The sequence below is a fragment of the Marinimicrobium sp. C6131 genome (assembly GCF_026153455.1).
GTDB lineage: Bacteria > Pseudomonadota > Gammaproteobacteria > Pseudomonadales > Cellvibrionaceae > Marinimicrobium.
Window position 1 is genome coordinate 1,295,694 of record NZ_CP110629.1, and the last position, 12,858, is coordinate 1,308,551.

The window sequence follows — 12,858 nt, forward strand, 5'->3', positions numbered from 1 at the left end:
ACCCGGAAAGACTCCTTAGATTAAGCTACGGACAAAATCGACGCGCATTTTACATCGAATTGCCCCGGGTTGTAACGGATATGGCCAATTTTCTTTGATTTTTACAAAAACTCAATAAAAATCAGAGGGTTAACCAAAGCCATTACGCCATATACATGCCCCCGTTGACATGTATCGTCTCGCCGCTGACGTAACCTCCGGCATCACTCGCCAGGAAGGCAACCACAGAGGCAATCTCCTCGGGCTGGCCCAGACGGCCAAGAGGGATCTTGTCGAGCAACTGTTTGCGCTGCTCTTCCGGCAGAGCACGGGTCATATCGGTATCGATGAACCCCGGCGCTACGGTGTTTACCGTAATACCCCGCGAGCCTACCTCAGCAGCCAGTGATCTTGCAAATCCGGCCACTCCAGCCTTGCTGGCCGCATAGTTGGACTGTCCGGGATTACCCATGGCGCCCACCACTGAGCTGATGTTGATGATGCGCCCCCAGCGGGCTTTCATCATGCCGCGAAGCACGGCTTTGCTCAGCCGATACACAGAGCTCAGGTTGGTGTTGATGACGTCAAACCACTCGTCATCGTTCATCCGCATCAGCAGATTGTCCTTGGTAATACCGGCATTATTCACCAGAATGGCCGGCACACCATGTCGCGCCTTCATGTCCGCCAGAACCGACGCTATGGATTCGGCATCCGTCACATTGAGCACCATGCCTTCACCGGTTACGCCCCGGGATGCGAGACGCTCGGTGATCCGGTCCGCGCCGGACTGGCTGGTCGCGGTGCCCACCACCACAGCGCCAGCGGCGCCCAATTGCTCGGCAACAGCGGCGCCAATGCCCCGACTGGCACCGGTAACCAGCGCTACCTTACCCTCAAGATTCATCATGGGTGTTATTCCCCTTTGGTCTGTTGCAACACCGCCTGGAGGTCGTCAGGCGATTCAATGGAAAGCGTGTTCAGCGATTTATCGATACGCTTATTGAGCCCCGACAGCACTTTGCCCGGCCCACATTCAACGGTAGTGGCGACACCCTCATTGACCAGCGCACGTACGCAGTCGACCCACAGCACCGGACTGTAGATCTGTTCGATCATCAGGCGCTTGATCGCCTCCGGGTCGGACTCGCGTTTGGCGTGGACGTTATGTATGACCGGTATACTGGGCGCCCGGAACTCCGTCTCGGCGATTTTTGGCGCCAGGCCGTCCGCGGCCGGCTGCATCAAGCTGGTATGGAAAGGCGCACTGACCGGCAGAGCCAGAGCTCGCTTGGCGCCCGCCGCCTTGCACAGCGCCATGGCTCGATCAACGGCCGCGGAGGCTCCTGCGATCACAACCTGACCGGGAGAGTTGAAGTTCACCGGGGCCACTACTTCCCCTTCGGCACCCTGCTCACAGGCCTTGATAATAGCCTCATCTTCCAGCCCGATGATGGCGGCCATACCACCCTGCCCCGCCGGCACGGCGTCCTGCATCAGCTTGCCGCGCAATTGAACCAGCGCGATGGCATCGGCAAAATTGACCACATCCGCAGCCACCAGAGCTGACCATTCACCCAGACTGTGCCCCGCCAGACGGGCGGGCACGGCACCATTCTGAGCCTGCCAGACACGCCATACGGCCGTGCTGGCCGCCAGCAACATGGGCTGAGTCCGCTCAGTGAGATTGAGCTGCTCTTGCGGCCCCTTCTGAACCAGCTCCCAAAGGTCGTAACCGAGCACATCAGATGCTTCGGCAAACGTTTCCGCCACCACGCCGTACTCCTCGGCCAGGTCCGCCAGCATGCCCACTTTCTGCGAACCCTGACCAGGAAAAACAAAGGCCAATGTTTGTTCGGACATAAACTCCACCTCTTATTGATGCTGTTTCCAGAGCCGCGAGGCGCACGGGCCATCATGCCCCGTGCGTCGCCGCGAGCTCGGTTTCAATATGTTCTGTTACCCTTCGGCGCACCTGTTCTACGGCCACTCTCAGGGCCCCGGAAAAGGCTTCCTCGTCAGCCCCACCGTGACTCTTGATCACCGGCCGCCGGAGCCCCAGAAAAATGGCCCCATTGTAAGCCCCCGGGTCCAACTCGACGCGCCACCGGCGAAGCAGCGGCATCAATAGAGGAACGGCCAGTCGGTAGCGCCAGCGGGATCGGATGCCGGAGCGCAGCTTCTCGCCAATCAGCCTCGCCACACCCTCACTGGCCTTGAGCGCGACGTTACCGGTAAAACCATCACACACCACAACGTCAGCACGTCCGGTGTAGATATCGTCTCCCTCAATGTAGCCGATATAGTGCACCCGGTGATCGTTGGCAATCAGCCGGTTCGCCGCCTGCACCACCTCCGGGCCCTTACCGGACTCAACGCCGACATTCAGCAGCGCCACTTCCGCATCCCTGCCCAACTCCCGGGTCGCCAGTACAGCCCCCATGAGCGCAAACTGATGCAACTGCTCCGCCGTGGCCTGCACGTTGGCACCGAGATCCAGCATCCAGGTCCGCCCACGGGACACCGGCATGGCCTTGCAGATGGCCGGCCGCTGGATGCCCGGCAGACTTTTCACCAGGTAGCGGCCCATCGCCATCAACGCTCCGGTGTTGCCGGCACTGACACAGGCATCGGCCTGGCCGGTACGCACCAGATCCAGGGCCCGCCACATGGAGGTCTCACGCCCATGACGAAGTGCCGCACGCGGGTCATCATCCATCGCCACCCAGGAGGGTGCGTGATGCACGGAGACAGAGGACGGGAGGGTCTCGGGCAGCAAGCGCTCCAGAACGGAACGCTCACCCACTAGAATAAAGCGAACCCCGGACGCGGCCGATGTTGCCAGTCGGAGTACCGCCAAGATAGCAGTGCGGGGACCTAAGTCCCCGCTCATAGCGTCTACCGCTATACGAATCATTTCCGGATGGCTGAGTAGTCAGCGACTCCGAAATTACTCGTCGTTGCCGGTGTCAACCACTTTGCGACCGCGGTAAAAACCGTCGGCAGACACGTGGTGACGCAAGTGCTTTTCACCGGTCGTCGGGTCTACTGACAGCGCCTTGCCAGTCAGCGCGTCGTGAGAGCGACGCATACCACGCTTGGAACGGGTCTTACGGTTTTGTTGTACGGCCATGATGATCTCCTGTTGACAATACCACTGAAGCCGGGGCGCCTCACGATTTCGGCGAGCCCTTGAGTTGCTTCAGAACTTGAAACGGGTTTTTTGTCGGTTCCGGTTCCACCGGTTCGCCACTGCTGAGCAACTGCTCATCAATGCATAATGCCTCGTGGTACGCCACCGACGGCAAACTTAACAATAACTCTTCTTCTACCATCGCGTAGAAGTCCGTGTTCCCATCCTCCGGCAAGATCCAGGGATCCAGGGCGCGAGGCAGCTGTCTAGCCTCCTCTTCCGTGCGCACCATTGCCAGTTCAATCTGCGCCCCCACCGCAACGGTCACCGGACCGAGACAGCGCTGACAGGTAAACACCAGATCAGCGACGGCGGAGCCCTCAACCACCAACTTGCCCGCCTCACTGATCCCGAAGGCCAGCTCCACTCGGGCTTGCGCCCCTTTCTCGAGCAGCAGGTCCTGAATCCGGGCCAACTGATCCACCGGCAAATAGCCACCGATGCGGACGCCCTGCTGCGCGAATTTGCGCGGGTCGCCCTGACGCGGCAAAGGCTTGTCAAAGGGGGCTGAAAACATAAGCGCGCAATAATAGGGATAAGCGCCGCCTGTGTCAAAGAAAAAAGTGGCCAAAGGCCGCAGCGACGGGGGTTTCCGTTAGAATAGTCGCCGATCGTCACTATTTTTGGAGATTAACCCATGCCGGAGCTACTGCTGGCGTCCAGCTCCCCCTATCGCCGCCATTTGCTGGAACGACTGGGCCTGCCCTTTACCTGCGCCTCACCGGCCGTGGACGAAACACCCCGTGCGCGCGAGACACCGGAAGCCCTGGCCCGGCGCCTGGCGCAGTTGAAGGCGCGGGCGCTGGCACCCGACGGCTTCCGGGACCGATTGATCATTGGCTCGGATCAGGTGGCCAGCCTGGACGGGCTCTGTCTGGGCAAGCCGGGCACCCATCAGAACGCCGTCGAACAGCTACGGGCCGCCAGCGGCCGGGTGGTCACCTTCTATACCGGCCTGTCCCTGTATGACGCACGCATCGGCACCGATGAAACCCGTTGCGAGCGTATCCGGGCACACTTCCGCGTCCTGACTGAGGAGCAAATTGAACGCTACTTGAGGAAAGAGGAGCCCTATGACTGTGCCGGCGCCTTCAAAATGGAAGGACTGGGCATCTGCCTGTTCGAGCGGCTGGAGGGGGATGACCCCAATGCACTGATCGGCCTGCCATTGATCCAATTGACCGAGCTGTTACAGAACGCCGGGGTCGATCCCCTCCTTCTATAAGGTCGCTCTGTGACTGAAGGGTGGCGCCGGAGGTCGAGTTACAGCCGATTCCAGCGAAGCAACTCATCAAACTGATCCAGGCAAAGCGCCGGCTCATAGGCGTGCAGTCGATCGATTGCATGAGCCCCGTAACTGACGGCGATACGATCCATGCCGGCTCGCCGACCCATGTCCATATCGTATTCGGTATCCCCCACCATTGCCGCGCTGGATGGCTCGGCCCCCAACTCTTCAAGCAACTGGTGCAGCATCAGCGGATGGGGCTTGGAAGCGGTTTCGTCGGCACAGCGGGTGGCATGGAAGAACCCCTGCAACCCCATGGTATCCAGCACACGATCCAACCCGACCCGACTCTTGCCCGTCGCAACCGCCATCTGATGCCCGGCGTCACGCAGGCAGGTAAGCGTTTCCAGCACTCCGGGGAACAACGTTGAGGGCTGCGCCTGGTCGGCGCGCAGATAATTCGCCCGATACCGGTCGCGAAGCTTTCCGTGTCCGTCGTCATTCTGATCCGGAAACAATAAATGCAGCGCCTCGGGCAGACCGAGCCCGATAATGTTCTGCACCGCAGCGGCTTCCGGTATCGGCCACCCCAGATCCTCGGCTGACTGCTGCATGGCCCGGGTAATCAGGCCCGTGGAATCGCTCAAGGTGCCATCCCAGTCAAAGATCAACAACAACGCACACACCTCTTGATCAGTTCTGTCAGAAATTCGGGGTTCATTCGGGCAGGCAAGGCGTCTGCGCCAGTGCCGCATCCAGATCGTCCGGCAGTGGCGCGGACACCCGCGTCATTTCCGACTGGCCCGGCAGGTAAAAGCCCAACTCGGCGGCATGAAGAAACAGGCGCTTCACCCCTCTTGCCCGCCAGTGCTTATTGGCCTCGTCATCACCGTACTTCTCATCCCCAACCAGGCTGTGGCCGGCAGACTGGGCATGCACCCGGATCTGATGAGTCCGTCCGGTAATCAGATGCGCCTCGACCAGCGTGGCGCCCTCAAACCGCCGTAAAACCCGAAACCGCGTCAGACTCGGCTTGCCCTCAGGGTGTACCTTGACGATACGGTCGCCATTGATCTCCAGACGCATCAGGGGCGCATCGACTTTGGTTTTACGCTCGGACCAGCGTCCCAGCACCAGTGCCTGATAGATCTTGGTCACACCTCCGGCACTCTTATCCCTGAGCGCAGCCTGCATGTGCCGGAGCATACTGCGCTTTTTGGCCACCATGATGCAGCCGGAGGTGTCCCGATCCAGGCGATGGATCAGCTCCAGAAAACGGGCCTCCGGCCTCATCTGCCGGAGTACCTCGATCAGCCCGAGACTGACACCGCTGCCACCATGCACGGCGAGCCCCGGTGGCTTGTTGAGCACCAGTAACCCCTCGTTTTCAAACAAAATGGCGGCCTCAAGCTGACGGACGAGCTGATCGCTCGGCTTGGGAGCGGGCACACTCTGGGTCACCCTGACCGGCGGCACCCGCACCCGATCTCCGGCAACCAGGCGGTAGTCGGGCTTCACACGTCCTTTATTTACCCGGACTTCGCCCTTGCGCAGGATATTGTATACCCGCGACTTGGGCACCCCTTTGAGGCGGGCCATCAGGAAATTGTCGATCCGCTGACCGGCCTGATCGGCGTCAACGGTCAGCCACTGGACCTGCGTGGGTGGGACCTGCGGTGGCGGAGCCGAGCGGGAAGCGGAGGGTTTAGTCATGGCGCGCATGATAGCGCAAACCGGGAGGCATCGCGACGGGATCCGGACCGAAAACACAGGCCGATTGAAGCTTTTTGCAATTACTGTTATATTCCGGGCTGCTGGGACAGGCAGGTTTCCGGACAGGTAAGCGTAAAACAGGCCTGTTGCGAGGAAATACCGCTGACAGCAACAGGGCCACTTCGGGCCAGGCGAGATGGTTTACCTCCCCCCGAAGCCGGCCAGTGAACTGACAAAACCGGTGCTACCGCAACGACGCCCGAAAGGCCTGCGGGGCACCCCATGACCATCGCGCCAACCGCGTGATAGCCATTGTTGATACTGTAAGTGTTTTTGTAGAACTCTGATTTCTACGCATTGCCGGCCAGGTGAATTTCCGGCGTCACAGCAAACACAGGGTCCAGACCAAGATGGTTTCTGGCGGATCCGAGAGACACCACGTGACGATTCGGCACCCGAACACAACCCCGGCACTGCCAGATTCCACGCGGCACCCCATTGAGCCCAGCTCGACCGGGGTCCGCCTGAAGCCGAAACAAGAAAACTAGAGTTTCATGGAGCAGGATTGCATGACGATCAAGGCAACCGACAGCCCCCTCCGCCGACCGGCATTTTGCCGGGTGGAGCTTGTGGTTGGCGATCTGCCTCTGCCCCCAACCCCGACAGCTCCTCCCCTGGAGCCCAGTCGGCCTTAAGGTTGTAAAACACAACAGCGTTGACCTTGGTTATTCCGCTGGCCTGGCGCCCGGACGACTACATTAGGTAACGCATGAAAAGAATGCTCATTAATGCAACTCAGCCCGAAGAGTTGCGCGTGGCTCTGGTCGACGGCCAATGGCTGTACGATCTGGACATCGAGAATCGCAATCGAGAGCAAAAGAAAGCCAATATCTACAAAGGTAAAATCACCCGGGTTGAACCCAGCCTGGAAGCTGCCTTTGTTGATTACGGTGCCGAGCGCCACGGCTTTCTCCCCCTGAAAGAAATCTCCCGCGAGTACTTCAGCAAAGCCCCCAACGACGTCGAGGGACGCATCAAGATCAAGGAAGTGGTCAAAGAAGGCACGGAAGTCATCGTGCAGGTCGACAAGGAGGAGCGCGGCAATAAAGGCGCCGCACTCACCACGTTTGTCAGCCTGGCGGGTCGCTATCTGGTTCTGATGCCCAATAACCCGCGCGCGGGCGGAATCTCCCGCCGCATCGAAGGGGAAGACCGGGCGCAACTCAAAGACGCGCTGAGCGGCGTTGAAATCCCCTCCGGGATGGGAATCATCATTCGCACCGCCGGTGTCGGCCGCAGCTCGGAAGAACTCCAGTGGGACCTGAATTACCTGCTGCAACTCTGGGAGTCCATCGACAAAGCCGCCAAAAGCGCCCCAGCGCCCAACTTCCTGTTCCAGGAGAGCAATGTCATCATCCGCGCCATTCGCGACTACCTCCGTCAGGACATCGGCGAAGTGATCGTGGATAACAAGGAAGCCTTCGATCTGGCCAACGGCTTCATCCAGCAGGTGATGCCCAACTTCGGCAGCAAGGTAAAGCTGTACAACGACGACATTCCGCTGTTCAACCGTTACCAGATTGAAAGCCAGATCGAGACCGCCTTTCAACGCGAAGTCAAGCTGCCCTCCGGTGGCTCGATCGTGATTGATGTGACCGAAGCGCTGGTATCCATCGACATCAACTCCTCGCGCGCCACCAAGGGCGGCGATATCGAGGAAACCGCTCTGCAGACCAACCTGGAAGCGGCCGATGAGATTGCCCGTCAGCTGCGCTTGCGGGATATGGGCGGTCTGATCGTTATCGACTTTATCGACATGCAACCGGCCCGCAATCAGCGGGAAGTGGAAAACCGCATGCGCGATGCGCTGAACATGGACCGGGCCCGCGTTCAGGTGGGCCGGATCTCCCGCTTCGGTCTGCTCGAGATGTCCCGCCAGCGCCTGCGCCCCTCTCTGGGCGAAGTGCATTCGAAAGTCTGCCCCCGCTGTAACGGCCAGGGAACCATCCGCAGCACTCGCTCTCTGGCTCTGTCGATCCTGCGCCTGGTGGAAGAGGAAGCCCAGAAAGAGCGCAGCGCCGAAATCCGCGCCATCGCGCCGGTGTCTGTGGCGACCTATCTGCTCAACGAAAAGCGCAAAACCATTTCCAACATCGAGCAACGCAACAGCACCCGTGTGGTCGTCGTACCGAACGCCGACATGATGACCCCACACTTCGAAGTTCAGCGTCTGCGCGATGACGACGAGGGCACGCTGGAAACCAGCTACAAAATTGTGGCCACCGCCGACGAGCACAGCGAAGAGGAAGTGGAAACCAGCAGCAAACCGGCACCAGTGCCCCAGCCCGCTGTGCAACCGGCCACTCCCACCCAAGCGGCACCGACACCGGTCGCCCCCAAACAACCCGGCTTATGGGAGCGCTTTGTCGCCCTGCTGGTCAAGCTGTTCAAAGGCGACGAAGACGACCAGAAGTCGTCCTCGTCGAAAGGTAAAGGCCATCAGCGCAGCCGCCACAGCCGCGGCGGCAATCAGAACCGCCGCCGTGAAGGTGCTGGACGCAATCGCCGCGGAGGTCGTCGCGATGAGCGTGGCAGCCAACGGGACACTGACAGTCGCCCCGATAAGCGCCAGGAAAAAGCGGCGGAAAAGTCCCCGGACAGCAGCCAGGACAAGGGCCAGGACAAAAACGTCGAGGGAAGCAGCGGCCGCCGCTCCCGTGGCGGCCGAAACCGTCGCGGCGGAGCCGGGAACAAGCCGGACAATCGCGGTGACAACAGCCAACCAAAAGACGCAACTCCGCAAAAAACGGAAACCGCCGAGGTCGAATCGCAGGCGCAGGATCAGGGAACTGATGACCAGCAGGATAACCGGCCGCCCAAGCGCCCGGCGGGACGCCGCACCCGTTCCGGCCCCCGTCGTCGCAACCGCCGTGAACTGCCCGAAGAGGTGATTGAAAAAGCCAACGAGATCCAGGCTGCCAATCAGGACACGACCGACAGCGTAAAAGCCGAGCGGAGCAACCGGGCAAGCCGTGATCAGGCGCGCAGCCCCGAAGCCCGGAGTGATAAACCGGCCGAAGACAAAATGTCCAAGGCGAATGCTCCGACCCGCCGTACCGACACTGAATCGGCAGCCGCACCCGTTGAGGCCGCCGAGGCCGACCACACCAGCGTGTCACGCGCCGCCGAAACCACTGCCCCTCAAGCTGCGGCCCCGGCCGACAGCGCTCCGGCCGTGCAAGCCCCGGACGAAGACAATGTCATAAAACCGACCGCCACTGCGGAGCTTCGGGAGGACGTGCCCCGGCGAGTCAGCCAACGCCAGGTGGGCGAGCCGCGTCCACCGGTCGACAAGCCCGATGCGACCAAGGGTGACGCCACCTCCGGTAACGCAAAGCCGGGGGCCGAGGCGCCTCAGGAGCGCTCCGAGGCAAAGACTGGCTCCCCTGACGTCGACGCCGCAAAGCTTGAGGCTGCAGCGGAAACCACTCCCGAAACGGATCAACCGCCCACTCCGGGACCCAAATCGGCGACGGGCGATGAGCCGGTGAATACCGGATCTCCGGAAGAGTCTGCTCCCGATCGGGCGCCCGCCGTCACGGCGGAGCCGGAACAGAACGTTGAAGTCGACGCGACTGAAGCCCCGGAGCAGACGATTGCCCCGGCGGCCACGGCCGAACCGGCAAAAGCGCCGCACTCTTCTCCCGTCGAAAAACAGGAGGTCACTGAATCGACACCCACGTCCAGTACCCGGCCGTCGACCCGGGCTGCCAACGACCCACGTCTGGCACCCCAACCCAAAGTGCCAACGGAGATTGTGACGGAACACCGCCAACGCTCCAGTGCCCAAGCGCTGGATACCCGGCAACCGCCAGCGGTAAGCCACAATCCACGTCCTCTGGCCCGTCCGGCGAATGATCCTCGCAATCGACAAGCTCCGGAAGTGGAGCCAAGCGCCAGCGAGTAAGTTTCACGACCGGCAGTACAAAGGGCGCCCCAAAGCGGGGCGCCCTTTTTTATTCCGCCATGGCAAGTAAGTGTTCGAAATCCTTGGGTTTTTTTCAATACTCCCCCTTGCCCCGACGAAAAAGCCCTGTATAATTTGGCCCTTCTCGGAAGGGTGGCAGAGCGGTTGAATGCAGCGGTCTTGAAAACCGCCGTAGGTTAATAGCCTACCCAGGGTTCGAATCCCTGCCCTTCCGCCATATAAAAACCCCCGCCAGCAATGGCGGGGGTTTTTTATGGCAAAAGGGACGAGAACCCTCCGGTTCGAGCAAACGGCAGGACAGCCGTTTGCCACCGCCGAAGGCGCCGACGTGCAGGAAGCACTAATGCCGCGAAGCACAGGACGTGCGAGAGCGGCCGAAGGGCAGCGCACATGGATGTGCGCTGGTGCATCCCTGCGCCCCCCACCTCACCTAACAAATATTTACACCACCACCCTAGAACTCCCCGAATTCGCCCCCATCTAAAGCGAGAATCTTGGCAAGTTTCAGCCGGTTCCAGTATGATCTGTGTCAGGCAACGTTTGTCATCAATGGAGAAAAGCAATGCGAGAGCTCTACACCCAGAATGCCCGTGCTGACATCGGCAGCAGCATTGAGGTCAACAAGGTTTTGCGCAACACCTATATGTTGCTGGCACTGACCCTGGCCTTCAGTGCCGTTACTGCCGGGATTGCCATGGCCATCAATATGTCCCACGGTATGGGGCTGATCATGAGCGTCATTGCCATCGTGCTGGTCTGGTTCGTGCTCCCCAAAACGGCCAATTCATCAGCGGGTCTGGGTGTCGTTTTCGCCTTCACCGGTCTGATTGGCGCCAGCCTTGGGCCGATCGTGAATCATTACCTGGCCATGTCCAATGGTGGCTCGATTGTGCTGCAGGCCCTGGGTGGCACGGCGGTGATTTTCCTCGGGCTGTCCGGCTACACCCTGACCACCCGTAAGGATTTCAGCTTCCTGCGCGGGTTTGTCGCGGTCGGCCTGATGGTCATGATTGCCTGTATGCTCCTGCTGATTGGTGCGTCCCTGTTCGGTTTTGACGTTTCCGCCTTGAGCCTGGCCTTCTCGGCCGGTATCGTGCTGCTGATGTCTGCCCTGATCCTGTTTCAGACCAGCGCCATCATTCACGGCGGGGAAACCAACTACATCATGGCGACCACCTCGCTGTATCTGTCGATCATCAACCTCTTTACCAGCCTGCTGCACCTACTCGGTGCCAGCAACGAGTAAAGCGGGTCGCACAATCACGAAAAAAGCCCCGACCATCGGGGCTTTTTTGTTTCGGGAATCAGTGTCGATGAAGTTTTCTCTCGCCATCCATTCCGCTCCGTTCAGTTCCCAGGCGAGTCAAAGCGCCTTGAACTTTGCTCGGGAACTGCTCCGGCAGGGCCACGACATCTATCGTGTGTTTTTCTATCAGGAAGGCGTCGCAACCGGTAATCGGCTCGCCACGCCCGCTCAGGATGAACAGAACCTGGTTGAAGAGTGGCGGACGCTGGCGCGGGAAAACGCTGTGGATGTGGTGATCTGTATCGCGGCCGCTCTGCGCCGAGGCATACTCAACCAGGAGGAGGCGGACCGCTACCAGCGCGATGTCGCCAACCTCGCGCCCGAGTTCAACCTGAGCGGATTGGGACAATGGGTGGATGCCGCCGTCCACGCCGACCGCGTCGTAACCTTTGGAGCCTGAGGGAGAGCAAACGAAAATGCGCCGTCGCCTGCTGTTTGTCATGCGCCATGCCCCCTACGGTAGCAGCACTGCCCGAGAGGCCCTGGATGCGCTCCTGGCGAGCGCGGTCTTCGGTCAGGACGTTGGGGTATTGTTCATCAATGACGGTGTTTTTCAATTGGCCCAGGATCAGTCTCCGGCCGCCCTCCCCCAGAAAAACCTGGCATCCAGCCTGAGAGCGTTACCGCTCTACGACGTCGAACGTCTGTATGTCCACACCCCGTCGTTGACTGAGCGGGGGCTATCAATGTCCGATCTGGTCATGGACAACCTTATCGAGCTGGACAGCAGTGCGGTGGGCCGCCTGTTTTCCGAGCAGGATCAACTCCTCAGCTTCTAGGGTCGTCCGTCATGAGCACACTGCATACCGTCAATAAATCCCCGTTTGAGCACCGTACGTTGCGTGCCTGCATCGATGTCTGCCAGCCTGGCGACGCGGTTCTTCTACTTGAGGACGGTGTCTATGGGGCTCTGCCGGCATCGCCGGAGGCGAGCGCGCTGACCACCTTGCAAGCGCGCAAGATTGAGGTGTACGCCCTGGAGGCTGACCTACGGGCTCGAGGCCTGATTGACCGTATTGCCGTTGGAGTGTCGGTTGCGGATTATGCAACCTTCGTGGCACTTTCAGTCGCTCACAATACAATTCAGAGTTGGTACTGATCCATGTCGTTGATGGTGAGCGGAAAGGCACTGGAAACGGACAAGGAGGGCTATCTGAAGCACCTGCAGGATTGGAGCCCGCAGGTCGCTGAGGTACTGGCCAGGAACGAAAATATTACCCTGACAACCGAGCACTGGGACGTGATAGAGGTACTGCGTGAGTTCTACCGGGAATTTGAGCTGTCCCCCGCGATGCGTCCCCTGGTCAAGCGGGTCGGCCAAAAGCTCGGCGCGGATAAAGGTCGCAGTATTTACCTGATGAAACTGTTTCCCCCCAGCCCGGCCAAGGTCGCCAGCAAGATTGCCGGATTGCCCCGCCCGGACAACTGTTTATAGGGCAGCAGCGGGCCTT

The 12,858-nt window shown here is 60.2% G+C and carries 14 protein-coding genes and 1 tRNA gene; 8 read left to right on the forward strand and 7 right to left on the reverse strand.

Features of this window, described 5'->3' with window-relative positions; genetic code table 11:
• Window positions 1-142: 142 nt before the first annotated feature.
• The 5 genes from fabG to OOT55_RS05480 are packed head-to-tail and all read right to left on the reverse strand — an operon-like array spanning window position 143 to window position 3,689.
• Entirely contained in the window at window positions 143-886 is a 744-nt protein-coding gene (gene fabG / locus OOT55_RS05460) for a 3-oxoacyl-ACP reductase FabG (protein ID WP_265368789.1), read from the reverse strand.
• A gap of 8 nt (window positions 887-894) precedes the next feature.
• On the reverse strand, window positions 895-1,842 hold the full coding sequence (gene fabD, locus OOT55_RS05465) for an ACP S-malonyltransferase (RefSeq protein WP_265368123.1): 948 nt from the start codon (window positions 1,840-1,842) through the stop codon (window positions 895-897).
• A 52-nt stretch (window positions 1,843-1,894) separates the two neighbouring features.
• Window positions 1,895-2,896: a phosphate acyltransferase PlsX gene (plsX, locus tag OOT55_RS05470; RefSeq protein WP_265368124.1), complete on the reverse strand. Its 1,002-nt coding sequence runs from the start codon at window positions 2,894-2,896 to the stop codon at window positions 1,895-1,897.
• 33 nt (window positions 2,897-2,929) lie between these two features.
• Complete coding sequence (gene rpmF, locus OOT55_RS05475) at window positions 2,930-3,112, reverse strand: 50S ribosomal protein L32 (RefSeq protein WP_024460253.1); 183 nt, start codon at window positions 3,110-3,112, stop codon at window positions 2,930-2,932.
• A gap of 40 nt (window positions 3,113-3,152) precedes the next feature.
• A complete protein-coding gene (locus tag OOT55_RS05480) occupies window positions 3,153-3,689 on the reverse strand; it encodes a YceD family protein (protein ID WP_265368125.1) in 537 nt (178 codons plus the stop codon).
• Between the two features lie 120 nt (window positions 3,690-3,809).
• Between OOT55_RS05480 and OOT55_RS05485 the strand changes: the two genes are divergently transcribed.
• On the forward strand, window positions 3,810-4,397 hold the full coding sequence (locus tag OOT55_RS05485) for a Maf family protein (protein WP_265368126.1): 588 nt from the start codon (window positions 3,810-3,812) through the stop codon (window positions 4,395-4,397).
• Window positions 4,398-4,435: 38 nt separating this feature from the next.
• Here OOT55_RS05485 and OOT55_RS05490 read toward each other — a convergent pair whose 3' ends face one another.
• Together OOT55_RS05490 and rluC are read right to left on the reverse strand one after the other, a co-directional pair.
• On the reverse strand, window positions 4,436-5,086 hold the full coding sequence (locus OOT55_RS05490; RefSeq protein WP_416140977.1) for an HAD-IA family hydrolase: 651 nt from the start codon (window positions 5,084-5,086) through the stop codon (window positions 4,436-4,438).
• Between the two features lie 31 nt (window positions 5,087-5,117).
• The gene (gene rluC, locus OOT55_RS05495; protein ID WP_265368128.1) at window positions 5,118-6,113 is read right to left on the reverse strand and encodes a 23S rRNA pseudouridine(955/2504/2580) synthase RluC; all 996 of its coding nucleotides are present in this window, start codon (window positions 6,111-6,113) and stop codon (window positions 5,118-5,120) included.
• Between the two features lie 769 nt (window positions 6,114-6,882).
• On the opposite strand from rluC, the gene rne reads away from it, so the two are divergent.
• The 7 genes from rne to OOT55_RS05530 all read left to right on the forward strand — a co-directional run bounded on the left by rne (window position 6,883) and on the right by OOT55_RS05530 (window position 12,842).
• The gene (gene rne / locus OOT55_RS05500) at window positions 6,883-10,080 is read left to right on the forward strand and encodes a ribonuclease E (protein ID WP_265368129.1); all 3,198 of its coding nucleotides are present in this window, start codon (window positions 6,883-6,885) and stop codon (window positions 10,078-10,080) included.
• Between the two features lie 147 nt (window positions 10,081-10,227).
• A tRNA-Ser gene (locus OOT55_RS05505) sits at window positions 10,228-10,318 on the forward strand.
• Between the two features lie 345 nt (window positions 10,319-10,663).
• A complete protein-coding gene (locus OOT55_RS05510; RefSeq protein WP_123637431.1) occupies window positions 10,664-11,347 on the forward strand; it encodes a Bax inhibitor-1/YccA family protein in 684 nt (227 codons plus the stop codon).
• Window positions 11,348-11,414: 67 nt separating this feature from the next.
• Complete coding sequence (gene tusD, locus OOT55_RS05515; protein ID WP_265368130.1) at window positions 11,415-11,807, forward strand: sulfurtransferase complex subunit TusD; 393 nt, start codon at window positions 11,415-11,417, stop codon at window positions 11,805-11,807.
• 16 nt (window positions 11,808-11,823) lie between these two features.
• Window positions 11,824-12,186 (forward strand): sulfurtransferase complex subunit TusC, encoded by a 363-nt coding sequence (gene tusC / locus OOT55_RS05520; protein ID WP_265368131.1) that lies wholly within the window; start codon window positions 11,824-11,826, stop codon window positions 12,184-12,186.
• Window positions 12,187-12,197: 11 nt separating this feature from the next.
• Entirely contained in the window at window positions 12,198-12,506 is a 309-nt protein-coding gene (tusB, locus tag OOT55_RS05525) for a sulfurtransferase complex subunit TusB (RefSeq protein ID WP_265368132.1), read from the forward strand.
• 3 nt (window positions 12,507-12,509) lie between these two features.
• Entirely contained in the window at window positions 12,510-12,842 is a 333-nt protein-coding gene (locus OOT55_RS05530; RefSeq protein ID WP_265368133.1) for a TusE/DsrC/DsvC family sulfur relay protein, read from the forward strand.
• Window positions 12,843-12,858 lie beyond the last annotated feature (16 nt).